This window comes from Streptomyces sp. NPDC005706, assembly GCF_040631045.1.
GTDB lineage: Bacteria > Actinomycetota > Actinomycetes > Streptomycetales > Streptomycetaceae > Streptomyces.
This window is the reverse complement of sequence record NZ_JBEXYS010000002.1, coordinates 188,519-213,796: the sequence shown is the minus strand read 5'-3', so window position 1 is coordinate 213,796 and position 25,278 is coordinate 188,519. Positions and strand designations below refer to the sequence as shown.

Sequence of the window (25,278 nt, the reverse complement as noted above, 5' to 3'; positions counted from 1 at the left end):
CCGGCGACCCGCCGTCCCATGGCGCACCGTCGAACCCGCACCCCCACGACGCCCTACGGCGAACCGAACCGGCGGCCTCTCAGCGCCCGTGACGGCCTCGGCGCCTGAGCAAGCCCCAGCGACCATGACGGCCTCGATGCCCATCCAAGCCCCAGCGACCATGACGGCCTCGATGCCCATCCAAGCCCCAGCGACCATGACGGCCTCGATGCCCATCCAAGCCTCAGCACCCGTGACGGCCTCGGTGCCCATCCAAGCCCCAGCGCCCCACCGCCTTCAGCACCGCTGCGACAGCCCCTCGGCACCCGTGACGGCCTCAGTGCCGCCGTGACAGCCCCTCGGCGCCCGTGAGGACCCTCCGCGACGCTGTGACGGCCCTCAGCCCCCCGAAGACCTCAGCGCCTGCGCAGGTCGGCGACGCGACCCCGCTCGGCCCCGGCCGGCTGGTCGCCGAGCATGCCCCGCAGCGCGCCACCGGCGACCTGCCCCCGACGGGGTCCCGGCAGTGAGGACGACCTCTGCTGCCGGGCCGTGGGCATGGGGTCACCCACCGGGTTTCCCCCCGCTCCCGCCACGGCGATCTGCACGCCCTGGTCGGCGAGGGCCTGCAGCTCCGTGCCGGCGCGGTCGTCGTGCCCGGGCGGCTCGTCGGTGACCAGGCGGGTGATGACGTCGGTCGGCACCGTCTGGAACATCGTGTCGGTGCCCAGCTTGGTGTGGTCGGCGAGGACCACTACCTCGGCGGCGGCCTGCACCAGTGCCCGGTCGACGGACGCCGAGAGCATGTTGGACGTGGACAGCCCGCGCTCCGCGGTGAGCCCGCTCCCGGACAGGAAGGCCTTGGAGACCCTGAGCCCCTGGAGGGACTGCTCGGCACCGGACCCGACGAGGGCGTAGTTGGAGCCGCGCAGGGTGCCGCCGGTCATCACCACTTCCACCCGGTTGGCATGGGCCAGCGCCTGTGCCACCAGCAGGGAGTTGGTGACGACGGTCAGCCCGGGCACCCGCGCGAGCCGGCGTGCCAGCTCCTGCGTGGTGGTGCCCGCCCCGACCACGATGGCCTCGCCCTCCTCGACGAGGCCGGCGGCGAGGTCGGCGATGGCCGTCTTCTCGGCGGTCGCGAGATGGGACTTCTGCGGAAAGCCGGACTCCCGCGTGAACCCGCCCGGCAGTACCGCACCGCCGTGCCGGCGGTCGAGGAGTCCTTCTGCCTCCAGTGCGCGCACGTCCCGCCGTACGGTCACTTCGGAGGTCTGGACGACGCGGGCGAGTTCACGGAGCGACACGGCCCCGTTCGCTCGCACCATTTCGAGGATCAATTGGCGACGTTCTGCAGCGAACACGAAACTGACAGTAACCCCAACGACCGTCTGGTTTCAGCAGTTTGCGCCGAATAACAGAAGTTGTTCGTACGGCAGGGCGGGAGGTGGTATAGGGACCTAGTCCACCCGCCTATGCCGTACGCATGCTCGACAACTCCCCGTGACCAGCGGGAAGTCGGCCTTCGCGGCTCAGGCCTCGATGCCCGCCTTGCGCGTGTGCAACTGCCGTGCCACCTCCGCGATCGACCCCGAAAGCGAGGGGTACACCGTGAACGCCTTCGCGATCTGCTCGACCGTCAGATTGTTGTCGACGGCGATCGAGATGGGATGGATCAGTTCCGAGGCGCGCGGCGCGACGACGACACCGCCGACGACGATCCCGGTGCCCGGCCGGCAGAAGATCTTGACGAAGCCGTCCCGGATGCCCTGCATCTTGGCGCGCGGGTTGCGCAGCAGGGGCAGCTTCACCACCCGGGCGTCGATCTTGCCCGCGTCCACGTCCGCCTGGGTGTAGCCGACGGTGGCGATCTCGGGGTCGGTGAAGACGTTGGAGGAGACCGTCTTCAGGTTCAGCGGGGCCACCGCGTCGCCGAGGAAGTGGTACATGGCGATGCGTCCCTGCATCGCCGCGACCGACGCGAGGGCGAAGACGCCCGTGACGTCACCGGCCGCGTACACGCCCGGGGCGGTCGTGCGCGACACCTTGTCGGTCCAGATGTGACCGGAGTCGCGCAGCCTGACGCCGGCGTCCTCCAGACCCAGGCCCGCGCTGTTGGGGATGGCGCCCACGGCCATGAGGCAGTGCGAGCCGGTGATGACCCGGCCGTCGGCCAGCGTCACCTCGACCCGGTCGCCGACGCGCTTGGCGGACTGCGCGCGGGAGCGGGCCATGACGTTCATGCCGCGGCGGCGGAAGACGTCCTCGAGGACCGCGGCGGCGTCCGGGTCCTCGCCCGGCAGCACCCGGTCCCGGGAGGAGACCAGGGTGACCTTGGAGCCCAGCGCCTGGTAGGCGCCGGCGAACTCGGCGCCGGTGACGCCGGAGCCGACCACGATCAGCTCTTCCGGCAGCTCGGTGAGGTCGTAGACCTGCGTCCAGTTGAGGATGCGCTCGCCGTCGGGCCGGGCGTCGGGGAGCTCGCGCGGGTGACCGCCGGTGGCGATGAGGACGGCGTCGGCGGTGAGGGTCTCCTCGGAGCCGTCGGCGGCGGTGACGACGACCTTGCGGGAACCGTCCAGGGCCTGCATGCCGTCGAGCCGGCCCCGGCCGCGCATGACCCGGGCGCCGGCCCGGGTCACGGACGCGGTGATGTCGTGGGACTGGGCGAGCGCGAGCCGCTTCACCCGGCGGTTGACCTTGCCGAGGTCCACGCCGACCACCCGGGCCGCCTGCTCCAGCGGCGGGGTGTCGTCGGCGACGATGATGCCGAGCTCCTCGTAGGAGGAGTCGAAGGTGGTCATCACCTCGGCCGTAGCGATAAGGGTCTTCGACGGCACGCAGTCGGTCAGCACCGACGCTCCGCCCAGACCGTCGCAGTCGACGACGGTCACCTCCGCGCCGAGCTGGGCGGCCACCAGGGCCGCTTCATATCCGCCGGGTCCGCCACCGATGATCACGATCCGAGTCACGTACCCCATTGTCCCGCACGCTTCAAGGTGCATCCGCCCCGGGGCGCCCGCCGGTGCCTCCGGTGCACGCGGGACGGGAGTTTCGGCTGCCGTACCCTTCGTGCATGTCGCTCTATGCCGCGTACGCCGGCAACCTCGACGCCCGGCTGATGTCCCGCCGCGCCCCGCACTCCCCGCAGCGCGCCGTGGGCTGGCTGAACGGCTGGCGGCTCACCTTCGGCGGCGAGCACCTGGGCTGGGAGGGGGCGCTGGCGACGATCGTCGAGGAGCCGGGGGCCCAGGTCTTCGTCGGCCTGTACGACATCGCACCGATGGACGAGGAGTCCCTCGACCGGTGGGAGGGCGTGGGTCTGGAGATCTACCGCCGCGTCCGGGTCCGCGTGCACACCCTGGACGGCGAGGAACCGGCCTGGGTGTACGCCCTCAACGGCTACGAGGGCGGACTGCCCTCGGCCCGCTACCTGGGCGAGATCGCGGACGCGGCGGAATCGGCGGGCGCGCCCCACGACTACGTGATGGAGCTGCGCAAGCGGCCGTGTTAGCGGCAGCCGCGCACCGGGCGCCCCCGGCCGGGACCGCGTCTCGTTGGAAACGACAAGACAACGATCGCCATCCCGTTGGCTCCGTCATCTACGCGCGTAGGCGAGAACCGGCTACCCTCGTCGGCGTGAACGCATCTCTTCTTCCGGACGACATCCAGGGCGATCCCTACGCCGCCGCCGACGCCGCCGCCGCGCGCCTGCGCGAACTGACCGGCGCCGAGACCCACGACGTCGCCCTCGTGATGGGCTCCGGCTGGGCTCCGGCCGTCGACGCCCTCGGCGCCCCCGACGCCGAGTTCCAGGTCACCGAGCTGCCCGGCTTCCCGCCGCCGGCCGTCGAGGGGCACGGCGGCAAGATCCGCTCGTACTCCTTCGGTGACAAGCGCGCCCTGGTCTTCCTCGGCCGCACGCACTACTACGAGGGCCGCGGGGTCGCCGCCGTCGCGCACGGTGTCCGCACGGCCGTCGCCGCCGGCTGCAAGACCGTGGTCCTCACCAACGGCTGCGGCGGTCTGCGCGAGGGCATGCGCCCCGGCCAGCCGGTGCTGATCAGCGATCACCTCAACCTGACGGCGACCTCGCCGATCGTCGGCGCCAACTTCGTCGACCTCACCGACCTCTACTCCCCGCGTCTGCGCGCCCTGTGCAAGGAGATCGACTCCAGCCTGGAGGAGGGCGTCTACGCGCAGTTCCCCGGCCCGCACTACGAGACCCCGGCGGAGATCCGCATGGCCCGCGTCATCGGCGCGGACCTGGTCGGCATGTCCACGGTGCTCGAGGCCATCGCCGCCCGCGAGGCCGGCGCCGAGGTGCTGGGCATCTCCCTGGTCACCAACCTCGCCGCGGGCATGACCGGCGAGCCGCTGAACCACGAGGAGGTCCTGCAGGCGGGCCGCGACTCGGCGGCCCGCATGGGGCAGCTGCTGACGCAGGTACTGGGCAGGATCTGAGAGACCGCCCGCCCGCCGGCCGGACCGGTGGGGCGGTGCGGAACGGGGGTCCGGGGGCGAAGCCTCCGGCAGGAACTGAGGAGAGGTTGATCCCAAGGTGCACGACGAACTCATCGCCAAGGCCAAGGCATGGCTCGCCGAGGACCCCGACCCGCGCACCCGCGAGGAACTGGCCGGGCTGATCGACGCCGGTGACGTGCCGGCCCTGTCGGACCGGTTCTCCGGCACCCTCCAGTTCGGCACCGCGGGCCTGCGCGGCGAGCTGGGCGCCGGCCCGATGCGCATGAACCGCGCGGTCGTCATCCGTGCCGCGGCCGGCCTCGCCGCGTACCTGAGGAAGAACGGGGCCTCCCACGGGGGCGAGGACGCCGGGCTGGTCGTCATCGGCTACGACGCCCGCCACATGTCCGCCGACTTCGCCCGGGACACCGCCGCCGTGGTGACCGGCGCCGGCCTGCGGGCCGCCGTGCTGCCGCGTCCCCTGCCCACCCCCGTCCTGGCGTTCGCCGTCCGGCACCTGGGCGCGGTCGCGGGCGTGGAGGTCACCGCCAGTCACAATCCGCCCCGGGACAACGGCTACAAGGTCTACCTCGGCGACGGCTCCCAGATCGTCCCGCCCGCCGACGCGGAGATCGCCGCCGAGATCGACGCGATCGCCTCGCTGAACGACGTCCCCCGTCCGGAGTCCGGCTGGGAGACGCTGGACGACTCGGTCCTGGACGCCTATCTGGCCCGTACGGACGCCGTCCTGGACGCCGGCTCGCCGCGTACCGCCCGCACGGTCTACACGGCGATGCACGGAGTCGGCCGGGACGTCCTGCTGGCCGCGTTCGCCCGCGCCGGGTTCCCGGAGCCGGTGCTGGTCGCCGAGCAGGCCGACCCGGACCCGGACTTCCCGACCGTGGCCTTCCCCAACCCGGAGGAGCCGGGCGCCATGGACCTGGCGTTCGCGCGGGCCCGCGCCACGGACCCGGACCTGGTCATCGCCAACGACCCGGACGCCGACCGCTGCGCCGTGGCCGTCAAGGACGGCGCCGACTGGCGGATGCTGCGCGGCGACGAGGTGGGCTCGCTGCTCGCCGCCCATCTGGTCGGACGCGGGGCCACCGGCACCTTCGCGGAGTCGATCGTCTCCTCCTCCCTCCTCGGCCGCATCGCCGAGAGCGCGAAGCTCCCGTACGAGGAGACCCTGACCGGCTTCAAGTGGATCGCCCGCGTGGACGGCCTGCGCTACGGCTACGAGGAGGCGCTCGGCTACTGCGTCGACCCGGAGGGCGTGCGGGACAAGGACGGCATCACGGCCGCCCTGCTGATCACCGAGCTGGCCTCGGTGCTCAAGGAGCGGGGCCGCACCCTGCTCGACCTGCTCGACGACCTGGCCGTGGAGCACGGGCTGCACGCGACCGACCAGCTCTCGGTACGCGTCGAGGACCTCTCCGTGATCTCGGACGCCATGCGCCGGCTGCGCGAGCAGCCCCCGACCGAGCTGGCGGGCCTGGCCATCACCCGCGCCGAGGACCTGACCCGGGGCACGGACCGGCTCCCACCCACCGACGGCCTGCGCTACACGCTCGACGGCGCCCGGGTCGTCGTCCGCCCCAGCGGCACCGAGCCCAAGCTGAAGTGCTACCTGGAGGTCGTCGTCCCGGCCCCGGACCACGCCGCCCTCCCGGCGGCCCGCACCAGGGCCACCGAACTCCTGACGGCCCTGAAGCGCGACCTTTCGGCGGCGGCGGGGCTCTGAGCGTCCCTTCTTCCACGATCACCGCACGCCTTCGAGCCCGGCCCCGCTACCGTGACCGATGACCCTGTGCACACAGGGCGTCACGGAGCGGGGCCGAGTCAACGGGGGCGCTATGACGGTCGACGGACAGGCGGAACGCCTCAGGACCGAGGCGGACGAGCCGGGCTGGGAGGTCGACCCGGACGACGAGTGGGGCGTCGCCGTGATCGCCACAGTCGGGCGGCAGTTGAGGCTGCGCCGCGAGGCGGCCGGGGTGCGTCCCCCGGATTTCGGCCGGGCCGTGGGCTACGGCGAGGACATGGTCTACAAGATCGAGGCCGGCAAAACGGATCCCCCGGCCCGAGTATTTGGACCGCGCCGATGAGGCACTGGGAGCGGGCGGACTGCTCGCGGCGATGAAGGAGGACGTGGCCAAGGTCCGGTACCCGAGGAAGGTGCGGGAGCTGGCCAAACTTGAGGCACAAGCCGTCGAGATCGGCGCGTACGAGTGCAACAACATTCACGGCCTGCTGCAGACCGAGAAGCACATGCGGGCGCTATTCGAGGTCTGGCTGCCCGCCTACTCCGAGGAGGAGGTTGAGCGCATGGTGGCCGCACGGATGGCTCGGCGCTCAGTCTTCGAGAGGGCGCCGGCACCAACGCTCAGCTTCGTGCAGGAAGAGGTGACGTTGCGGCGCCCGGTAGGCGGCAGGACGGTGTGGCGACAACAACTCGAGCACCTACTGGAGCTGTCACGTTCCCGGCACGTATCCGTTCAGGTCGCCCCGACCGGCAACGAGGAGCACTTCGGCACCGGGGGGATGATCGAGCTCTTGAAGTTTCCCGACGGCACCGCGGTGGGGCGCTCCAACGGCGCATTCAACAGCCGCCCCGTCTCCGAGCCAAAACACATCAGGATTCTCGAACTGCGCTATGGAATGATCCGAGCCCAGGCCCTTACCCCGCGGGAGTCGCGGGCCTTCATCGAGCAACTCCCGGGAGAGACATGATCCACGAGACCGTCCCTGGGAACTCCACGGAACCCGCGTGGTTCAAGAGCAGCTACAGCAGTAGCGGCGACGGCGAATCCTGCGTCGAGATCGCGATAGCACCCCGCACCGTCCACGTCCGCGACTCCAAGAACACCGAGGGCCCCACGCTCGCCCTCTCCTCCGCTGCCTGGACCGGCTTCCTGCCGTACGCCGTCCGCTGACCTCAGCCCACCGCCAGCAGCACCGCCAGCAGCACCGCCCCGGCCACCGCGGGGGCGATCACCTCGTAGGCCCAGCGCACCGTCACCTCACCCTGGGCCGTCTTCGCCGGCCCCCGGCGCTCCACGGCCGCCCGCAGGTCGTCGATGATCTGGTCGCTCTCCGCGCGGGTCGGCCCGTCATGGTCGCCGAGGCCCCCGAGGGCGCCGCCGAGGCCGAAGCCGCCGGACTTGCCGCCCCGGGCCGCCGCGTCCGCGCGGGCCTGCCGGCGTGCCGCCTTCTTGCGGGCGCGCAGCGAGACGGGGATGGCCCAGAGCTGGTACTTGTCGCCGGAGTTGGCGATGACCTCGTTGGTGTAGCCGGAGCGCAGGGAGGCGACCTCGCCCCAGGGCAGGGTGACCGACCGGAAGGGGTTGCGGACCCGGAGCCGGTCCTCGCCCGAGAACACCGCCGGGCGCAGCGTGAAGGCGACCACCAGCGGCACGGCGAGGATCAGCGTGGCGAGCGCCAGCCAGGGGGTGCGCCCGTGCCCGCGGACCAGCGCGTCGAAGCCCAGCCAGCAGGCGAGCGCCAGCAGCAGCACACCGGCCACGAGTGCCATGGGCGAGCGGTAGATCACGTCCTTGGCGGTGGGCCGCGGCTCGGGTGACTGGTGGTCCGGGGTCGTCATGGTGCCGATTCTGCCCGACGCCGGCGAAGCGTTCCCGCGCGCCCCGGGCCGAGCGCTCATCCGTGATCGCCGGGCAGGTGGTGAGCGCTCGGGACTTCCCTTCCGCTACGCGCGTAGATATGCTCGTCTGGTGACCATGCCCACCACTGCATCCCCCGCACAGCCTTTCGCTGACGTCACCGCGTCCGACAGCACGCTGCGCCGCTTCCTCCACGGGCTGCCCGGCGTCGACGCGGTCGGCCTGGAGGCGCGCGCCGCGTCTCTCGGCACCCGTTCCATCAAGACCACCGCGAAGGCGTACGCCATCGACCTCGCCATCTCGATGGTCGACCTGACGACGCTGGAAGGCGCGGACACCCCGGGCAAGGTCCGGGCGCTCGGCGCCAAGGCGGTCCATCCCGATCCGACGGACCGGACGACCCCCGCGACCGCGGCCGTCTGCGTCTACCCCGACATGGTGGCCACCGCCAAGGAGGCCGTCGCCGGTTCCGGCGTGAAGGTCGCCTCGGTCGCCACCGCCTTCCCGGCCGGCCGGGCCGCCCTCGGGGTGAAGCTGGCCGACGTCCGGGACGCCGTCGCCGCGGGCGCCGACGAGATCGACATGGTCATCGACCGTGGCGCGTTCCTCTCGGGCAACTACCTCAAGGTGTACGACGAGATCGTCGCCGTGAAGGAGGCCTGCGGCACGAGCGCCCGGCTGAAGGTCATCTTCGAGACCGGTGAGCTGTCGACGTACGACAACATCCGCCGGGCGAGCTGGCTGGGCATGATCGCGGGGGCCGACTTCATCAAGACGTCGACCGGCAAGGTGGCGGTGAACGCCACGCCCGCCAACACCCTGCTCATGCTGGAGGCCGTCCGCGACTTCCGCGCCCAGACCGGCGTCCAGGTCGGTGTGAAGCCGGCCGGCGGCATCCGCACCACCAAGGACGCCATCAAGTTCCTGGTCCTGGTCAACGAGACTGCGGGCGAGGACTGGCTGGACAACCACTGGTTCCGCTTCGGCGCCTCCTCGCTCCTGAACGACCTGCTGATGCAGCGTCAGAAGCTGGCCACCGGCCGCTACTCCGGCCCCGACTACGTGACGGTGGACTGATCACCATGGCATCCGCATTCGATTACGCACCGGCGCCCGAGTCCCGCGCGGTCGTCGACATCGCCCCCTCCTACGGCCTCTTCATCGACGGCGAGTTCACCGAGGCCGCCGCCGGCAAGGTCTTCAAGACGGTCTCGCCGTCGACGGAGGAGGTGCTCTCCGAGGTCGCGCAGGCCGGCGCCGAGGATGTCGACCGCGCCGTGAAGGCCGCCCGCAAGGCCTTCGAGAAGTGGTCGGCGCTGCCCGGCTCCGAGCGCGCCAAGTACCTGTTCCGTATCGCCCGCATCATCCAGGAGCGCAGCCGCGAGCTGGCGGTCCTGGAGACGCTGGACAACGGCAAGCCGATCAAGGAGACCCGGGACGCGGACCTCCCGCTGGTCGCCGCGCACTTCTTCTACTACGCGGGCTGGGCCGACAAGCTCGGCCACGCCGGGTTCGGCACGGACCCGAGGCCCCTCGGCGTCGCCGGCCAGGTGATCCCGTGGAACTTCCCGCTGCTGATGCTGGCGTGGAAGATCGCCCCGGCGCTGGCGACCGGCAACACGGTCGTGCTGAAGCCGGCCGAGACGACCCCGCTGTCGGCCCTGTTCTTCGCGGACATCTGCCGCCAGGCGGGCCTGCCCAAGGGTGTCGTCAACATCCTCCCGGGCTACGGCGACGCGGGCGCCGCGCTCGTCGCGCACCCGGACGTGAACAAGGTCGCGTTCACCGGGTCGACGAACGTCGGCAAGGAGATCGCGCGGACCGTCGCCGGCACCCGCAAGAAGCTCACCCTCGAACTGGGCGGCAAGGGCGCCAACATCGTCTTCGACGACGCGCCGATCGACCAGGCCGTCGAGGGCATCGTGAACGGCATCTTCTTCAACCAGGGCCAGGTCTGCTGCGCGGGCTCCCGGCTGCTGGTCCAGGAGTCGATCCACGACGAGCTGCTCGACTCCCTCAAGCGCCGGCTGTCCACTCTGCGGCTCGGCGACCCGCTCGACAAGAACACCGACATCGGCGCGATCAACTCCGCCGAGCAGCTCGCCCGGATCACCGCGCTCGCCGAGCAGGGCGAGGCGGAGGGTGCCGAGCGCTGGTCCCCCGCCTGCGAACTGCCGGGCTCCGGGTACTGGTTCGCCCCGACGCTCTTCACCAACGTCACCCAGGCGCACACCATCGCCCGCGACGAGATCTTCGGCCCGGTGCTGTCGGTCCTCACCTTCCGCACGCCCGACGAGGCGGTCGCCAAGGCCAACAACACCGCGTACGGCCTGTCGGCGGGCATCTGGAGCGAGAAGGGCTCCCGGATCCTGGCCGTCGCGGGCAAGCTGCGCGCCGGTGTCGTCTGGTCCAACACGTTCAACAAGTTCGACCCGACCTCGCCGTTCGGCGGCTTCAAGGAGTCGGGCTTCGGCCGCGAGGGCGGCCGCCACGGCCTGGAGGCGTACCTCGATGTCTGATCGGCTCAGTGTCTTCAAGACCTACAAGCTGTACGTCGGCGGGAAGTTCCCGCGTTCCGAGAGCGGCCGGGTGTACGAGGTGACCGACGCAAAGGGCAAGTGGCTGGCCAACGCCCCGCAGTCCTCCCGCAAGGACGCCCGTGACGCGGTGGTCGCCGCGCGCAAGGCGTTCGGCGGCTGGTCCGGCGCGACCGCCTACAACCGCGGCCAGGTCCTCTACCGCGTCGCGGAGATGCTGGAGGGCCGCCGGGAGCAGTTCGTCCGGGAGGTCGCGGACGCCGAGGGCCTGTCGAAGTCCAAGGCGGCCGCCGTCGTGGACGCCACGATCGACCGCTGGGTCTGGTACGCGGGCTGGACCGACAAGATCGCCCAGGTGGTGGGCGGCGCCAACCCGGTCGCGGGCCCGTTCTTCAACCTCTCCTCCCCCGAGCCGACCGGCGTGGTCGCCGTCCTGGCCCCGCAGGAGTCGTCGTTCCTCGGGCTGGTCTCGGTCGTTGCCCCGGTGATCGCCACCGGCAACACGGCGGTCGTGATCGCCTCCGAGAAGGCCCCGCTGCCCGCCCTGTCCCTGGGCGAGGTGCTGGCCACCTCCGACGTCCCCGGCGGTGTCGTCAACGTCCTGTCGGGCCGTACGGCGGAGATCGCCACGCCGCTGGCCGCGCACCAGGACGTCAACGCGATCGACCTCGCGGGCGCCGACGAGGCGCTGGCCAAGGAGCTGGAGATCGCGGCGGCGGACAACCTCAAGCGCGTCCTGCGTCCACAGCCTGTGGATTACTCGGAGACGCCGGGCACCGACCGCATGACGGCGTTCCTGGAGACCAAGACGGTCTGGCACCCGACGGGCTCCCTGGGCGCGTCCGGCTCGGCGTACTGAGCCGCCCCACGCCCGCACGAGCGAGCCGCGTCACCTCTCCGTCCGGGGGTGGCGCGGCTCTTCGTCGTACCGGGGCGCCGGCCGGGCGGCGCCGGTCAGCCCTGCGGGCTCATGACCTGCCCCACCACCGGCAGGCTCCCGAACGAGTCCGCCTCGGCGACCGGCCGGGTCAAGTCACGGGAGTCGACCGGCTTGAAGTCGGCGATCTGGGTGGCGACGCCGTTGTCCAGCGGGTCGACTCCGGTGCCCGCGAGCGGGTTCGGCTTGATGGCGGAGACCGGGCCGGTGGCGTGGCCGACCGTGCCGGTGACGGACGTCAGGCCCGCCGCCGGGTCGAGGTCGCCGAGCGAGGCGGGCGCGTCGGCGAGCCGGGCGCCGCCCTCCGCGTGCGCGGACGCCGCGCCCGCTCCCAGCGCCGCTCCGGCGGCCGCGAGGGCGATCAGGGCGCGCTGCACGGTGGGGTGCTGGGAGGAAGTGTGTCGGGCCATCGCCGGTGCCGCCTTCTGGTGCGCAGGGTAAACGGATCAGCACGTAGGGTAGTTGAGATGTGACGCACGCTCCAAAGCCGACCCGCGGGGTCGGCAGGAGCGCCGCCATGCGTCAAACTGGTGTTCCGTGAGCCCTCATCCGCCGTCCCCCGCCCGTGTCGTGCTGCTCTGCGGCCCCTCGGGTTCGGGCAAGTCCCTCGTCGCCGCCCGTTCCGGGCTGCCCGTGCTGCGCCTCGACGACTTCTACAAGGAAGCCGGCGACCCGACCCTGCCCCTGGTGGACGGGAGTTCGGACGTCGACTGGGACCACCCCGCGTCCTGGGACGCGGACATCGCGGTCGAGGCCATCGTCCGGCTGTGCGCCACGGGAGCGACACCCGTACCGGTGTACGACATCTCGCTGAGCGCCCGTACCGGCGAGAAGACGCTGAGCATAGGGCCCGCGCCGCTGTTCATCGCGGAGGGCATCTTCGCCGCCGAGATCGTGAAGCGCTGCCGGGAACGGGGCGTGCTGGCCGACGCGCTGTGCCTGAGCCGGGGCTCGGTCACCACCTTCCGCCGGCGCTTCCTGCGGGACCTCAGGGAAGGCCGCAAGTCGGTGCCGTTCCTGCTGCGGCGGGGCTGGCGGCTGATGCTGACCGAGCGGTCGATCGTGGCCCGTCAGGTGTCCCTGGGCGCCCACCCCTGCGACCGGGACGAGGCACTGGACCGGATGGCCACGGCGGGCGGGCGGGCTCCGCAGCGGACGGTGGCGTAGGGCCCGTCCGGCGGATCAGGGCCCAGGACGGCCGCGGGGCACGCCGAACGCGAGACGGGACTGGACGGGCCGAGGCCCGCCAGTCCCGCTCCTTTTCGCTCCCCCGTGATCCCCCGTGGGTTCCACCCCCCAGTGGTCCCCCGTTCCCCCGTTGCCCCCCCTGACCTCAGGCGACCAGCTCGCCGAAGGCGTTCTCCTCGTCACGGCCGAAGCTGAGGACCTCGTCCTCGCGCAGCCGGCGCAGGGAGCGCCAGATGCTGGACTTCACCGTGCCGACACTGATGCCGAGGATCTCCGCGATCTCCGGGTCCGTGCGGCCCTCGTAGTAGCGCAGGACCAGCATGGTGCGCTGGAGTTCGGGCAGCCGGGCCAGCGCCTGCCACAGGACCGCGCGCAGTTCGGTGCCGCGCATCGCGTCCGTGTCACCGGGCGTCTCCGGCAGTTCCTCGGTCGGGTACTCGTTGAGCTTGCGGCGCCGCCAGGCGCTGATGTGCAGGTTGGTCATGGTGCGGCGCAGATAGCCGCCGACCGCCGCCTTGTCGCTGATCCGCTCCCACGCCCGGTACGTCGAGAACAGCGCGCTCTGCAGCAGGTCCTCGGCCTCGAAGCGGTCGCCGGTCAGGTGGTAGGCGGTGGCGTACAGGGAGGCGCGGCGCTCCTGGACGTAGGCGGTGAACTCCGCCTCGGTCAGCGAGCGACGCTCCCCCGGTTCCTCCCCGTACGCGGTTCCCCCGTGGGCCTCCCCCGTGCGCGCGTCAACCACCGTCATGTAACCGGTGTGCTGACGCCCGGTACCGCGAGCGCACCCCCGCCCTCCCCCACGCTCGAACACGCTCGCGCGGGAGGTACCCCCATCAGCACCGGACTTCTCCGGTCCCCGGTGCACGTCGTGCAGACGCGTGACCACTGCGCTGGTGCTGATGCTGTGCAGCGTGTTCATCTCGCGCTCCCCGTCGTGGACTTCCGGTGCCCCGGCCTGCTCGGTCGTGCTTCCTTGCCTGTGCCGAAAAGCTTGCCGAGCGACCTTCATGGCCGTGTCCGCCGACTGTCACAGACCTGTCACAGGGGCCGGGCGGGGGCGTGTCAGAGGGGCCGCGCGGGAGAGGGCGGCACGGTCCCGCCGGGCACGGGACGGAACGGTCCGCCGGGGCGCGCCGGGGCTGCTGTGGGGGACCCGGTATCGCGATCTCCGTCCCACCGGTCGATCCGCACCCCGTCCATGGGCCAGAATGAGCCCGTGCCTTCCCTGTTGCTGATCGAGGACGACGACGCCATCCGCACGGCCCTGGAGCTCTCCCTGACGCGCCAGGGACACCGGGTGGCGACCGCTGCCAGTGGTGAGGACGGTCTGAAGCTGCTGCGCGAGCAGCGGCCGGATCTGATCGTGCTGGACGTGATGCTGCCCGGCATCGACGGGTTCGAGGTGTGCCGGCGCATCCGGCGCACCGACCAGCTTCCGATCATCCTGCTGACCGCCCGCAGCGATGACATCGACGTGGTGGTCGGACTGGAGTCCGGTGCCGACGACTACGTCGTGAAGCCCGTGCAGGGCCGGGTGCTGGACGCCCGGATCCGGGCCGTGCTGCGGCGCGGGGAGCGTGAGTCCAGCGACTCGGCGACCTTCGGCAGCCTCGTCATCGACCGCTCCGCGATGACCGTGACCAAGAACGGCGAGGACCTGCAGCTCACGCCGACCGAGCTGCGGCTGCTGCTGGAGCTGAGCCGGCGTCCCGGTCAGGCGCTCTCCCGGCAGCAGTTGCTGCGGCTGGTGTGGGAGCACGACTACCTGGGCGACTCGCGTCTGGTGGACGCGTGTGTGCAGCGGCTGCGCGCCAAGGTGGAGGACGTGCCCTCCTCCCCGACCCTGATCCGTACCGTCCGTGGTGTCGGCTACCGCCTGGACTCTCCTCAGTGACCGATACGCGAGGGGGGCCGCGCGGCTGGGCCGCGGGGCGCGGGAAAAGTGTGTCGCGGCTGCGGTTCACCAGTCTCAGGCTGCGGCTGGTCGTCGTCTTCGCGCTGGTCGCGCTCACCGCCGCGGTGTCGGCGTCGGGCATCGCGTACTGGCTGAACCGGGAGGCCGTGCTGACGCGCGCGCAGGACGCGGTGCTGCGCGACTTCCAGCAGGAGATGCAGAACCGGGCGGGCGCGCTGCCCGCGCGCCCCACCCAGGACGAACTCCAGCGCGCGGCGGGCCAGATGGCCGGCAGCAGCCAGCGTTTCAGCGTGCTGCTGGTCGCCGAGGACGCGCGCGGCAAGACGGTGTACGGCACCTCGGGCGGGATCAACGGCTTCTCGCTGGAGGACGTGCCGGCGTCGCTGCGCGCGGCGGTGAACAAGCGGCAGAAGGTGACCGACGGCAACGAGGCGCCGTACCACCTGTACTGGCAGCGGGTCGACGACCACGGCACGCCCTACCTGGTGGCCGGGGCTCGGCTGGCCGGCGGCGGGCCGACGGGCTATCTGGCCAAGTCGCTGGAGCCGGAGGCCAAGGACCTGAACTCGCTGGCCTGGTCGCTGGGGATCGCGACCGGCCTCGCCCTGATCGGCTCCGCGCTGCTCGCGCAGGCCGCCGCCACGACCGTGCTGAAGCCGGTGCACCGGCTCGGGGTGGCCGCCCGCCGGCTCGGCGAGGGCCGGCTGGACACCCGGCTCAGCGTGTCCGGCACCGACGAACTGGCCGATCTCTCGCGGACGTTCAACAACGCGGCCGAGGCGCTGGAGAAACGGGTCGCCGACATGGCCGCCCGGGACGAGTCCTCGCGCCGCTTCGTGGCGGACATGAGCCATGAGCTGCGCACCCCGCTGACCGCCATCACCGCCGTGACGGAGGTGCTGGAGGAGGAGCTGGACGCCGACGCCGGGAGCATCGACCCGATGATCGAGCCCGCCGTACGGCTCGTGGTCAGCGAGACCCGGCGGCTGAACGACCTGGTCGAGAACCTGATGGAGGTGACCCGCTTCGACGCGGGCACCGCCCGGCTGGTCCTGGACGACGTGGACATCGCCGACCAGATCACCGCCTGCATCGACGCCCGCGCCTGGCTGGACGCGGTCGAGCTGGACGCCGAGCGCGGACGCCACGCCCGGCTGGACCCGCGCCGCCTGGACGTCATACTGGCCAACCTGATCGGCAACGCCCTCAAGCACGGCGGATCGCCGGTCAGGGTGTCGGTGCGGATCGACGGCGACGATCTCGTCATCGCGGTGCGCGACCACGGTCCGGGCATCCCCGAGGACGTCCTGCCGCACGTCTTCGACCGCTTCTACAAGGCCAGCGCCTCCCGGCCGCGCTCCGAGGGCAGCGGCCTGGGCCTGTCCATCGCCATGGAGAACGCCCACATCCACGGCGGCGGCATCACCGCCGCCAACTCACCGGAGGGCGGCGCGGTGTTCACACTGCGGCTGCCACGGGACGCCTCCCGGCTGACGGCGGAGGACGACGAGGACACCAGGGACGACAAGGCCGGGAACACCACCGGGAAGGAGGGATCATGACCGCACGGACCGAACGGACCGCGCCGACGGCCCGGACCGTACGACGTCTGCTCGCGGCCTCCCTCCTGACCACGGTGCTCGCCGGGTGCGGGATCCGGCCCACCGAGGTGCCGACGGACTTCGGCGCGGCGCCCTCCCGGGTGCCGTGCTCGCTGGCCGCGCCCGATGTGACGACCCAGTCCGCGCACGGCGTGCCGGTTCAGGTGTTCCTGCTGTGCGGGTCCTCCCTGGTCGCCGTGGACCGCACGGTGCGCGTCCCGGAGGGGACCCCGGACGCGCGGCGCCGGGTCATCGTGGCCCAGGGCCTGCTGGACCAGCTCGCCGCGTCCCCCTCGGCCTCGGAGAAGTCCGCGGGCTACACCACGTACGTGCCGGGCGGCCTGGGCGTGGCGGGGCCCGCCCACAAGGACCCGGAGGACACGCTGCGGCTGAGCGCCACCCCGGCCCGGCTGACCTCCTACGCCCTGGCCCAGATCGTGTGCACCCTGTCCGACTCGGCGGCGGCGGAGGGCGACGGCTCGGTGATCCTGGGCGGCCCGGCCCCCGCCCCGCTGCGCCGCTACGAGTGCACCGACACCGTCCGCAACCGCCCGGGCCGCACGGACCCGCCGTCCAGCGAGGTCACCGCGGCCTGAGGGGCGGGCACCGCCCGGGTGTGGCGGACGCCTCACGCGCGTCCCCGTGACCGTTGCGGAACCGATTGTGCACAGGGGCGCGTCTTGGGGGGCGTGCAGCGTCAAGGCTCCATCGGCGGCAGCGCCGCGATCCGTATCCGTGTGGCGGGGGGTGTCCTCCTCGCCGCCCATCTCGGGCTCGTCGCCTGGCTGATGCTGCGACCGCTGGACGTGCCCTGGGTGATGCCCCCCAATCTGCGTCCGCTGGCCGGCCTCCGGGCCGATCTGGCGCTGGGCGGGGCCCAGGCGGCCAGACGCATCGCCGAGGGGCTGGCGCTGCTCGCGCCGCTGGGGGTGCTGCTGCCCGCGGCGCACGGCAGGCTCGCCGTGTCACCGCTCGCCTCCCTGGTCCGTACGACCGCCGCGGGCGCCCTGGTCTCCACCGGCATCGCCCTGCTGCAGACCGGCGTGCCCGGCCGGGTCGTGGACGTCGACTCGCTCCTGCTGAACACCGTGGGCGTGGCCCTGGCCCACCTGGCCGTGGTCCCGGCCGGCCGGGCCCGGCTGCGCCGGCGGGCCGCGCGGGCACCCGGTGCGCCCGGGCAGGTCACCGTCCAGGAGGACCTGGCTCAGGGGCGTACCCCGACGATTCCCAGGGTCAGGATCGCCCCGTAGAGCGACGCTTCGCCCCCTTCGTCTCCGTACTGTGGAGATCGTCGAGGCAGCCGACCGGACCGCCTCGTCCGACGTCCACGAAGGAGCCGCAGATGTCCAGCCTCGCCCGCCCCACCCACGGCCGCATGATCGGCGGAGTGTGCGCCGCGCTGGCCCGCCGCTTCGGCACCTCGGCGACGACCATGCGGGTCGTCTTCCTGGTGTCCTGCCTGCTGCCCGGCCCGCAGTTCCTGCTCTACATAGCGCTGTGGATCCTGCTCCCGGCCGAGGACAAGGCCCGCGCCGCCACCTGGTGAGCCACCGCGGGCCGGACCCCGCGCACACGAACGCCGCCTGCGCGCCCCGGGAAGGTTCCGGGGCGCGCGGACGGCGTCGTACGGCGTTGTCAGCCGATCGGCAGGCCGTTCACCGCGACACCCTGCGTGGGCATGCTCTGAAGCGGCAGTCCGCCGAGCAGCCCGGCGAGCGGCGCGGTCGGCCCCCCGGCGAGGACGTTCCCGACGACCGGCTGCGCGGCGGTGCCCCCGGTGCCGAGAGCGCCCTGCCCCTGGGCGAGCGCCTGGCCGACGTTCTGGGCCGGCAGCGCGGTGGTCACGGAGTCCAGGGCCTGCGGGGCGACCGGAGCGGCCGGAGCCGCCTCGGCGGCACCCGCACCCACGGCCGCGAAAGCGGCACCGAGGGCGGCGACACCGAGGGTCTTGGCAGCAGACTGCTTCATGTAAATGCGTCCTTGAATGCGGAGACGGGGATCCCAATAGATCTGAGCGGTCCCACGACCGTAGACATCCCGCACAGCCGGCCGCAAACACCGAAATGCGTACGGCTTGTGAAGGGGCGTTCGCATTCAGGCGGCCAATTTGCCTGCCATCAGCCTTCCGAGCCGGAAGAACCACTGGTGGAGGCGGTCTGCTGGAACAGCCATTCGGACTTCAGCTCTGCATATCCGGGCTTGATCACGTCATTGATCATCGCGAGTCGTTCATCGAAAGGAATGAACGCTGATTTCATCGCATTGACGGAGAACCACTGGATGTCGTCGAGCGTGTAACCGAACGCCTCTACGAGATGCTCGAATTCCCGGCTCATGCCGGTGTGCGACATCAGCCGGTTGTCCGTGTTCACCGTCGCCCTGAAGTGCAGCCGCCGCAGCAGCCCGATCGGGTGCTCGGCGTAGGAGGGCGCGGCCCCGGTCTGCAGGTTGGAGCTGGGGCACAGCTCCAGCGGGATGCGCTTGTCGCGGACGTAGGAGGCCAGTCGCCCGAGCCGTACCGAGCCGTCCGCCCGCACCTCGATGTCGTCGATGATCCGCACCCCGTGCCCGAGCCGGTCGGCGCCGCACCACTGCAGCGCCTGCCAGATGGAGGGCAGCCCGAAGGCCTCGCCGGCGTGGATGGTGAAGTGGTTGTTCTCCCGCTTCAGGTACTCGAAGGCGTCCAGGTGCCGGGTGGGCGGGTAGCCGGCCTCGGCACCGGCGATGTCGAAGCCGACGACGCCCATGTCCCGGTAGCGGTTGGCGAGTTCGGCGATCTCCAGGGCGCGGGCGGCGTGCCGCATGGCGGTCAGCAGGGCGCCTACCCGGATCCGGTGGCCGCTCTCCCGGGCCAGCCGCTCCCCCTGCCGGAACCCCTCGTTGACCGCCTCGACGACCTCTTCGAGGCTCAGTCCGGCGGCGAGGTGCTGCTCGGGCGCGTAGCGCACCTCGGCGTAGACGACCCCGTCCTCGGCCAGGTCCTCGGCGCACTCGCGGGCGACCCGGACCAGCGCGTCCCGGGTCTGCATCACGCCGACGGTGTGCGAGAAGGTCTCCAGGTACCGCTCCAGCGAGCCGGAGTCGGCGGCCTCACGGAACCAGAGGCCCAGCTTGTCGGGGTCGGTCTCGGGCAGATCGGAGTACCCGGACTGCTGAGCGAGTTCCACGACGGTGCCGGGGCGCAGCCCGCCGTCGAGATGGTCGTGCAGCAGAACCTTGGGCGCCCGTCGGATCTGGTCCGGCGTCGGAACGTGGGCCGGGACGGTCCCAGTCGGTGCAGTCTGGCTCGTCATTTCCGCACTCTAACTCCTACGCGCGTAGAAGGCCCCCGGTACGCAAGGAGACACTGCGGGTTTTCCGCCGATACGCAACGGTGACCGCCCGGACGGGTTTCGTACACCACGGCTTCTGACACTGTTCTGTCATGGGACAGCAAGCGACGCCGGTCCGAACGGCCGGACTGGGAAAGGCGGTCGGGCCGGAGCCGACGGCGGTGAGCGGAGCGGTGCTGCTGCTCCCCGGCGGGGAGGAGATCTCCGACCGCAGGCCGTCCCCCGTATGGGCGACGGCCTTCGTACGTTCCCTGGGCCGCCGGTTCGCCCGGGCGGGCCGGGAGGAGGGGCTGGCGGTGCACACCGTGCACTACCGGTACCGCGGCTGGAACGGCAGCGAGGCGCATCTGGCGGCGGACGCGCAGTGGGCCGCCGACGAGGTCGTACGCCGGTACGGGGACGTACCGGTGTGCCTGGTGGGCCTGGACATGGGCGGCCGGGCGGCGCTGCGGGCGGGCGGCCACGAGGCGGTGAACTCCGTCGTCGCACTCGCCCCCTGGCTGCCCGAGGAGGACGTGGCCTCGCCGGCCGAGCCGGTGAAGCAGCTCGCGGGGCGGCGGGTGCTGATCGTGCACGGCACGAACGACGAACGAACCGACCCGGAGTTGTCGTTCCGGCTGGCGGAGCGGGCGAAGAAGGCGAACCGGAACGTGTGCCGGTTCGAAGTGCACACCGACGGCCATACGTTGCACCAGTACCGCGACGAAGTGCGCTCGCTGGCGGTGGACTTCGTCATGGGCGCGCTGTTCGGGCACCCGGTGTCACGGCCGGTGGAGGACGCGCTGGCCGCCCCGCCGCCGATCGGGCTGCGGATGCCGCTGGCCGCGGGGTTCGGCAAGTCGCTGCGGCGGTAGGGCCGGGCTCCCCGAAGTTCCGTGGCTCCCCTGGGGGACCGGGGGTTCCGTGGCTCCCCCCGGGGGACCGGAGTTCCGTGGCTCCCCTAGGGGAGCAGACTGCCCCTCCTGGAGAGCAGGAACTTCTTGAAGGCCGCCACGGGTGGGGTGTCCGGGCGGTCGGCCAGCCAGGCGACGCCGATCTCCCGGGCCGCCCGCGGCGCCGTGACCGTCAGTTCCACCACTCCCGGGCGCGGCACCGTCGGGGGCGGCAGCAGGGCGACCCCGAGGCCGGCCGCCACCAGGCCCCTGAGGGTCTCCGCCTCCTCGCCCTCGAAGGCGATGCGGGGTTTGAAGCCGGCTTCGCGGCACAGGTCGTCGGTGATGCGGCGCAGGCCGTAGCCCGGCTCCAGGGTGACGAAGGTTTCCTCGGCCGCCTCGGCCAGCCGGATGCGGCGGCGGCCGGCCAGGCGGTGGTCGGCCGGCACGACCAGGCGCAGCTTCTGCTCGTCCAGGCGGCGGGCGACCAGGTCGGGGGCGTCCGGCACAGGTGAGGTCAGGCAGAGGTCCAGTTCGCCCGCGCGCAGCCGCCCCAGCATGGCCTCTCCGTAGTTCTGGAACAGGCTGAAGCGGACGCGCGGGTGGTCGGCGCGGAAGGCGTGCAGCAGGCCGGGTACGGTCTCCGCGCCCATGGTGTGCAGGAAGCCGAAGGCGACCTTGCCGGTGGCCGGGTCGGCGTCGGCGCGGACCTCCTCGGCGGCCCGCTCCACCTCGGCGAGGGCGCGCTCGACGGAGGCGAGGAAGGTGCGGCCCGCGGTGGTGAGGGAGACCGTGCGGCCGTGGCGGGCGAACAGGCCGACGCCGAGGTCCTGCTCCAGCCGGACCATCGCCCGGGAGAGCGTGGACTGGGGCACGTTCATCTCCTGCGCGGCCCGGGTGACGTGCTCGGTGCGGGCGACTCCGGCGAAGTACGCGAGGCGCGGCGCGAGCAACAGCGCCATGTCTTCCATGTCACTGAACGATGACAGCTGACCCTGTGACCTCTGCTCATGCTTCACAGGAACGATTATGGCGATTCCATGCATTGGACGGATCAGTGGGCCGTGCATAGCGTCGAAGCATGTCTCCCGCCAGTACCGGGGCGTCCGCCACCCTGGACGCCGTCACGCCCGTCCCCTCCTCCGACTCAGCGACCGACTCCCGGATGGCTCCGGGCGGCCCCGGCTACCGCCGGATGAGCCTCGCCCTCTTCCTCGCCGGGGTCGCGACCTTCGCCCTGCTCTACTCCACCCAGGCCCTGCTGCCGCTGATCTCCGGCGAGTTCGGGGTGGCGGCGAGCGAGGCGAGCTGGACGGTGGCGGCCGCGACCGGCGGTCTGGCGCTGTTCGTGCTGCCGATGAGCGCCCTGTCGGAGCGCTTCGGCCGCCGTACGGTGATGACGGCCTCGCTGGCGGTCGCGGTGGGTGTCGGCGTGCTGGTGCCCTTCGCGCCGTCGATCGGCGCGCTGGTGGTGCTGCGGGCGGTGCAGGGCGCGGCGCTGGCGGGTCTGCCCGCCTCGGCGACGGCGTACCTGGCCGAGGAGGTCCGGCCGAAGGCGCTGGTCACGGCGATCGGCCTGTTCGTGGCGGGCAACAGCGTCGGCGGGATGAGCGGCCGGGTGATCACCGGCTGGGTCGCGCAGGAGTGGGGCTGGCGGGTCGCCGTCGGTGTGATCGGCGCGGTCGCGGTGGCCTGCGCCGTGGCGTTCCGGCCGCTGCTGCCGGCCCCGAGGCACTTCTCGGCCGGCTCGCTGCGCCCGCGGGTGCTGCTGGGTACGGTGCGCGGACACCTCGCCGACCCGCTGCTGCGCCGGCTGTACGCGATCGGCGCGCTGTTCATGACGGTGTTCGGCGGCGTGTACACGGTGATCGGCTACCGGCTGACGGAGGCGCCGTTCTCCCTGCCGCAGGGCATCGTCGGCTCGATCTTCCTGGTGTACCTCGTCGGTACGGTGTCGGCGTCGACGGCGGGCCGTCTGGTGGGCCGGCTCGGCCGCCGGGGCGCGCTGTACCTGGCGGGCGGTACGACGGCGGCGGGTCTGCTGCTGTCCCTGGCGCCCTCCCTCCCGCTGGTCCTGCTGGGCCTGGTGCTCATCACGGCGGGCTTCTTCGCGGGCCACGCGGTCGCCTCCTCGGCGGTCAGCAGGACGGCCCAGCACGGCCGCGCCCAGGCCTCCGCCCTGTACCAGTCCGCGTACTACATCGGCTCCAGCGCGGGCAGCACGGTGGGCGCGACGGCGTTCCACGCCGGCGGCTGGGCGGGCACGGTCGGCGTGGGTGTCCTCGCGGTCCTCGGCGTCGTGGCCATCACCGTCCTCGGGTCCCGGGCGGCCCGGGTGGCCGCCCGGCGGGAGCCGGTGCCGGCGCACTGAGGCGACGCGTGTACGACGGGGCGGGCACCGGTCACGGTGTCCGCCCCGTCGTGTGAGGGAACCGGTCCCGGCCGGGCTTTTTCGTGCTCCGGGCGCCATTGTCAGTGGGCTGCGGTAGCTTCCGAAGTGCTGGGGCGCGAAGACGCGCAACGGGGACGGCCACAGGGGTGGGTGCGCGATGGGCAGCGGAACGGCGACGACGGACCTCGACACAGCGCTGGAGAAGCACCGGACCGAGCTGACCGGGTACTGCTACCGGATGCTCGGGTCCTCCTTCGAGGCCGAGGACGCGGTGCAGGACACGCTGGTGCGGGCCTGGCGGAGCTACGACAAGTTCGAGGGCCGCTCCTCCCTGCGCTCCTGGCTGTACCGGATCGCGACGAACGTGTGCCTGGACATGCTGACGGCGGGCAACAAGCGGGCCCGGCCGATGGACCTGACCGATTCGACACCGCTCGCGCAGGCGGCGCTCTCCCCCCGGCCGGACCACACCTGGCTGGAGCCGATGCCGGACGCGCGTGTGCTGCCGACGGTGGAGGACCCGGCGGAGGCGGCCGTCGCCAAGGAGTCGGTCCGGCTGGCGTTCATGGCGGCCCTGCAGCAGCTTCCGCCCAAGCAGCGGGCGGTGCTGATCCTGCGCGAGGTGCTGGCCTGGCGGGCGAGCGAGGTCGCCGAGCTGCTGGGCACCACGGTCGCCTCCGTCAACAGCGCCCTGCAGCGGGCCCGGGCCACGCTCGCCGAGCGGGACTCCGGGGCCTCGGCGGGGGCGGTGTCCGACCCGCTGGACGAGGAGCAGCAGAGACTGCTCGAACGCTACGTGAAGGCCTTCGAGGGCTACGACATGACGGCGCTCACGGCGCTGCTGCACGAGGACGCGGTCATGACGATGCCGCCGTTCGACCTGTGGCTGCGCGGCCCGGCCGACATCACCGGCTTCATGGCCACCCTGGGCGCGTCCTGCGCCGGCTCCCGGCTGCTGCCGGTGCGGGCGAACGGCCTGCCGGGGTTCGCGCACTACAAGCCGGACGAGGAGAAGGGCGGGTTCACTCCCTGGGCGGTGCAGGTACTGGAGGTGTCAGACGGCCGGATCACCGGTTTCCACTGCTTCCTCGACACCGCGCGCTGGTTCCCGCTCTTCGGTCTGCCCCTCCACCTGGAAGCGGAGTCCGACCAGATCGAGGAGGGCGTGTAGCGCGGGGTCGGGGTCGCGCAGCCGTATCCGTCCGCCGGCCCGGCGGGCGGCGAGCTCCAGCCGGGCCAGCAGATCCACGCTCCGGAGCCCCGGCGGCCCGAGCCCGGCCACGTCGCACACCACGACCGCGGCCCCGCCGCCCTCCAGCAGCGCCCGCACATCGGCGCAGAGCCCGGCCACCTCGGCACGGGTGAGCGGTCCGGGCAGTACGAGCACGGCGGGTGTATTGGCTTCCACGTGCGGTAGACCGGCGGCGGGGGCACAACTCATCGCGGGCCGCCCGCCGGACACGCCCGGGCGGAGATCACATTGACCCGCTGCGGCGCCCCGGCGGAGGGTGGGGGCCGTGACGGGGGTGCTGAGCGGGTTCGCGGTGATCGCGGTCGTCATCGGGGTGGGCTATGTGCTCGGGTGGCGCGGCACCCTCGGTGAGCCGGGCCGTGACGTGCTGACCCGGCTCGCCTTCTCGGTGGCCGGACCGGCCCTGCTGTTCCACACGCTGGCCCGGGCCGACCTCTCCGTGCTGTTCTCCAGCCGTCTGCTGGTGACGGCGCTGAGCACGGCCGCGGTGTCGGCTGCCTTCGTGGTGGTCGGCGCGGTGCGGCACTGGGGCGTGGGCCGCACGACGATCGGCGCCCTGTGCGCGGGATACGTCAACTCGGGCAACCTCGGCATCCCGATCGCCGCCTACGTCCTGGGCGACGCGTCCCTGGTGGCCCCGGTCCTGTTGTTCCAGGTCGTCATCGTCACGCCCGTCGCCCTGACCGTCCTGGACCTGACCGGCACCGGTGAGAAGGGCACGGTGTGGCAGCGGCTGCTGACCCCGCTGCGCAATCCGATCGCGGTGGGCTCGCTCACCGGTGTGGTGGTGTCTGCGGGGGGCTGGAAGGTCCCGGGCCCCGGCATGGAGCCGCTCACCATGATCGGCAACATGTCGGTTCCGGCGGCCCTGCTGGTCTTCGGCATGTCCCTGCGCGGCAGCGCGGCTCCCGGCCGGGGGCTCGACCGCCGGCTGGTCCTGCTGTCGGTGGCGCTGAAGTCACTGGGCCAGCCGCTGGTGGCCTGGGTACTGGCCCGCGGCGTCTTCGGCCTGCACGGCGCGCCCCTGCTTGACGTGGTCGTCACCTCGGCCCTGCCGGCCGCCCAGAACCTGTTCACCTACGCCAGCCGCTACCGGGTCGCCGAGACCCTGGCCCGCGAGTCGGTGCTGCTGTCGACGGTGGTCTCGGTCCCGGTACTGGTGGGGGTGGCGACGGTGCTGGGGTGA

General features: G+C 72.3%; 26 protein-coding genes and 1 pseudogene. 18 read left to right on the top strand and 9 right to left on the bottom strand.

Going from position 1 to position 25,278, the window contains the following annotated elements:
* Positions 1–395: 395 nt before the first annotated feature.
* Both ABZ478_RS04595 and ABZ478_RS04590 read right to left on the bottom strand, forming a co-directional pair.
* The gene (locus tag ABZ478_RS04595; RefSeq protein WP_359545307.1) at positions 396–1,343 is read right to left on the bottom strand and encodes a DeoR/GlpR family DNA-binding transcription regulator; all 948 of its coding nucleotides are present in this window, start codon (positions 1,341–1,343) and stop codon (positions 396–398) included.
* Between the two features lie 168 nt (positions 1,344–1,511).
* Positions 1,512–2,960 carry an NAD(P)H-quinone dehydrogenase gene (locus ABZ478_RS04590; RefSeq protein ID WP_359545305.1) on the bottom strand — a complete coding sequence of 483 codons (1,449 nt, stop codon included), beginning with the start codon at positions 2,958–2,960 and terminating at the stop codon, positions 1,512–1,514.
* 95 nt (positions 2,961–3,055) lie between these two features.
* Here ABZ478_RS04590 and ABZ478_RS04585 point away from each other — a divergent pair, with 95 nt between their 5' ends.
* The 5 genes and pseudogenes from ABZ478_RS04585 (at position 3,056) to ABZ478_RS04565 (ending at position 7,379) form a co-directional block, all read left to right on the top strand.
* Positions 3,056–3,493: a gamma-glutamylcyclotransferase gene (locus ABZ478_RS04585; protein WP_358936326.1), complete on the top strand. Its 438-nt coding sequence runs from the start codon at positions 3,056–3,058 to the stop codon at positions 3,491–3,493.
* 125 nt (positions 3,494–3,618) lie between these two features.
* Entirely contained in the window at positions 3,619–4,443 is an 825-nt protein-coding gene (locus ABZ478_RS04580) for a purine-nucleoside phosphorylase (protein WP_359545303.1), read from the top strand.
* Positions 4,444–4,540: 97 nt separating this feature from the next.
* Positions 4,541–6,187 carry a phospho-sugar mutase gene (locus ABZ478_RS04575; RefSeq protein ID WP_359545301.1) on the top strand — a complete coding sequence of 549 codons (1,647 nt, stop codon included), beginning with the start codon at positions 4,541–4,543 and terminating at the stop codon, positions 6,185–6,187.
* A 112-nt stretch (positions 6,188–6,299) separates the two neighbouring features.
* Positions 6,300–7,176 (top strand): annotated as a pseudogene (locus ABZ478_RS04570) (helix-turn-helix transcriptional regulator).
* Complete coding sequence (locus ABZ478_RS04565) at positions 7,173–7,379, top strand: DUF397 domain-containing protein (RefSeq protein WP_359545299.1); 207 nt, start codon at positions 7,173–7,175, stop codon at positions 7,377–7,379. The pseudogene ABZ478_RS04570 and the gene ABZ478_RS04565 overlap by 4 nt, the downstream one beginning before the upstream one ends.
* 2 nt (positions 7,380–7,381) lie before the next feature.
* Here ABZ478_RS04565 and ABZ478_RS04560 read toward each other — a convergent pair whose 3' ends face one another.
* Positions 7,382–8,047 (bottom strand): PH domain-containing protein, encoded by a 666-nt coding sequence (locus tag ABZ478_RS04560; protein ID WP_359545297.1) that lies wholly within the window; start codon positions 8,045–8,047, stop codon positions 7,382–7,384.
* A gap of 136 nt (positions 8,048–8,183) precedes the next feature.
* Between ABZ478_RS04560 and deoC the strand changes: the two genes are divergently transcribed.
* Genes deoC through ABZ478_RS04545 form a run of 3 tightly spaced genes read left to right on the top strand, consistent with a single transcriptional unit; the run spans position 8,184 to position 11,462 of the window.
* Complete coding sequence (deoC, locus tag ABZ478_RS04555; RefSeq protein ID WP_358936315.1) at positions 8,184–9,143, top strand: deoxyribose-phosphate aldolase; 960 nt, start codon at positions 8,184–8,186, stop codon at positions 9,141–9,143.
* A 5-nt stretch (positions 9,144–9,148) separates the two neighbouring features.
* Positions 9,149–10,585: an aldehyde dehydrogenase family protein gene (locus ABZ478_RS04550; protein ID WP_358936313.1), complete on the top strand. Its 1,437-nt coding sequence runs from the start codon at positions 9,149–9,151 to the stop codon at positions 10,583–10,585.
* The gene (locus ABZ478_RS04545) at positions 10,578–11,462 is read left to right on the top strand and encodes an aldehyde dehydrogenase family protein (protein ID WP_359545295.1); all 885 of its coding nucleotides are present in this window, start codon (positions 10,578–10,580) and stop codon (positions 11,460–11,462) included. The genes ABZ478_RS04550 and ABZ478_RS04545 overlap by 8 nt, the downstream gene beginning before the upstream one ends.
* Before the next feature lie 95 nt (positions 11,463–11,557).
* Here the strand turns inward: ABZ478_RS04545 and ABZ478_RS04540 are convergent, their stop codons facing one another.
* Positions 11,558–11,950, bottom strand: coding sequence for a hypothetical protein (locus ABZ478_RS04540; RefSeq protein ID WP_359545293.1), 393 nt, complete (start codon positions 11,948–11,950; stop codon positions 11,558–11,560).
* A gap of 127 nt (positions 11,951–12,077) precedes the next feature.
* Between ABZ478_RS04540 and ABZ478_RS04535 the strand changes: the two genes are divergently transcribed.
* The gene (locus ABZ478_RS04535; RefSeq protein ID WP_359545292.1) at positions 12,078–12,707 is read left to right on the top strand and encodes a uridine kinase; all 630 of its coding nucleotides are present in this window, start codon (positions 12,078–12,080) and stop codon (positions 12,705–12,707) included.
* Positions 12,708–12,873: 166 nt separating this feature from the next.
* On the opposite strand, the gene ABZ478_RS04530 is transcribed toward ABZ478_RS04535, so the two are convergent.
* Entirely contained in the window at positions 12,874–13,647 is a 774-nt protein-coding gene (locus ABZ478_RS04530; RefSeq protein ID WP_358936305.1) for a SigE family RNA polymerase sigma factor, read from the bottom strand.
* Positions 13,648–13,944: 297 nt separating this feature from the next.
* Between ABZ478_RS04530 and afsQ1 the strand changes: the two genes are divergently transcribed.
* From afsQ1 to ABZ478_RS04505, 5 genes are all read left to right on the top strand, one after another.
* Positions 13,945–14,622, top strand: coding sequence for a two-component system response regulator AfsQ1 (gene afsQ1, locus ABZ478_RS04525; RefSeq protein ID WP_199211724.1), 678 nt, complete (start codon positions 13,945–13,947; stop codon positions 14,620–14,622).
* Entirely contained in the window at positions 14,619–16,205 is a 1,587-nt protein-coding gene (locus tag ABZ478_RS04520; protein WP_359545290.1) for a HAMP domain-containing sensor histidine kinase, read from the top strand. Before afsQ1 ends, ABZ478_RS04520 begins: the two co-directional genes overlap by 4 nt.
* Positions 16,202–16,840 (top strand): hypothetical protein, encoded by a 639-nt coding sequence (locus ABZ478_RS04515; RefSeq protein ID WP_359545287.1) that lies wholly within the window; start codon positions 16,202–16,204, stop codon positions 16,838–16,840. The genes ABZ478_RS04520 and ABZ478_RS04515 overlap by 4 nt, the downstream gene beginning before the upstream one ends.
* Positions 16,841–16,933: 93 nt before the next feature.
* Positions 16,934–17,494: a VanZ family protein gene (locus tag ABZ478_RS04510; protein WP_359545285.1), complete on the top strand. Its 561-nt coding sequence runs from the start codon at positions 16,934–16,936 to the stop codon at positions 17,492–17,494.
* A gap of 92 nt (positions 17,495–17,586) precedes the next feature.
* Positions 17,587–17,790 (top strand): PspC domain-containing protein, encoded by a 204-nt coding sequence (locus tag ABZ478_RS04505; RefSeq protein WP_199213633.1) that lies wholly within the window; start codon positions 17,587–17,589, stop codon positions 17,788–17,790.
* An 89-nt stretch (positions 17,791–17,879) separates the two neighbouring features.
* Here ABZ478_RS04505 and ABZ478_RS04500 read toward each other — a convergent pair whose 3' ends face one another.
* Both ABZ478_RS04500 and ABZ478_RS04495 read right to left on the bottom strand, forming a co-directional pair.
* Positions 17,880–18,212 carry an ATP-binding protein gene (locus tag ABZ478_RS04500; protein WP_359545283.1) on the bottom strand — a complete coding sequence of 111 codons (333 nt, stop codon included), beginning with the start codon at positions 18,210–18,212 and terminating at the stop codon, positions 17,880–17,882.
* Positions 18,213–18,361: 149 nt separating this feature from the next.
* Positions 18,362–19,537, bottom strand: coding sequence for an adenosine deaminase (locus ABZ478_RS04495; protein ID WP_359545282.1), 1,176 nt, complete (start codon positions 19,535–19,537; stop codon positions 18,362–18,364).
* Positions 19,538–19,668: 131 nt separating this feature from the next.
* On the opposite strand from ABZ478_RS04495, the gene ABZ478_RS04490 reads away from it, so the two are divergent.
* Positions 19,669–20,430, top strand: a complete 762-nt coding sequence (locus ABZ478_RS04490; RefSeq protein ID WP_359545280.1) for an alpha/beta fold hydrolase — start codon at positions 19,669–19,671, stop codon at positions 20,428–20,430.
* 86 nt (positions 20,431–20,516) lie between these two features.
* Here the strand turns inward: ABZ478_RS04490 and ABZ478_RS04485 are convergent, their stop codons facing one another.
* A complete protein-coding gene (locus ABZ478_RS04485) occupies positions 20,517–21,410 on the bottom strand; it encodes a LysR family transcriptional regulator (RefSeq protein WP_359545877.1) in 894 nt (297 codons plus the stop codon).
* Positions 21,411–21,529: 119 nt separating this feature from the next.
* On the opposite strand from ABZ478_RS04485, the gene ABZ478_RS04480 reads away from it, so the two are divergent.
* A complete protein-coding gene (locus tag ABZ478_RS04480; RefSeq protein WP_359545278.1) occupies positions 21,530–22,819 on the top strand; it encodes an MFS transporter in 1,290 nt (429 codons plus the stop codon).
* Between the two features lie 178 nt (positions 22,820–22,997).
* Positions 22,998–24,011 carry a sigma-70 family RNA polymerase sigma factor gene (locus ABZ478_RS04475; RefSeq protein ID WP_359545276.1) on the top strand — a complete coding sequence of 338 codons (1,014 nt, stop codon included), beginning with the start codon at positions 22,998–23,000 and terminating at the stop codon, positions 24,009–24,011.
* Here ABZ478_RS04475 and ABZ478_RS04470 read toward each other — a convergent pair.
* Positions 23,895–24,281 carry an STAS domain-containing protein gene (locus tag ABZ478_RS04470; RefSeq protein WP_359545274.1) on the bottom strand — a complete coding sequence of 129 codons (387 nt, stop codon included), beginning with the start codon at positions 24,279–24,281 and terminating at the stop codon, positions 23,895–23,897. The two genes, ABZ478_RS04475 and ABZ478_RS04470, sit on opposite strands and share 117 nt — an antisense overlap.
* Positions 24,282–24,357: 76 nt before the next feature.
* Between ABZ478_RS04470 and ABZ478_RS04465 the strand changes: the two genes are divergently transcribed.
* Entirely contained in the window at positions 24,358–25,278 is a 921-nt protein-coding gene (locus ABZ478_RS04465) for an AEC family transporter (protein WP_359545273.1), read from the top strand.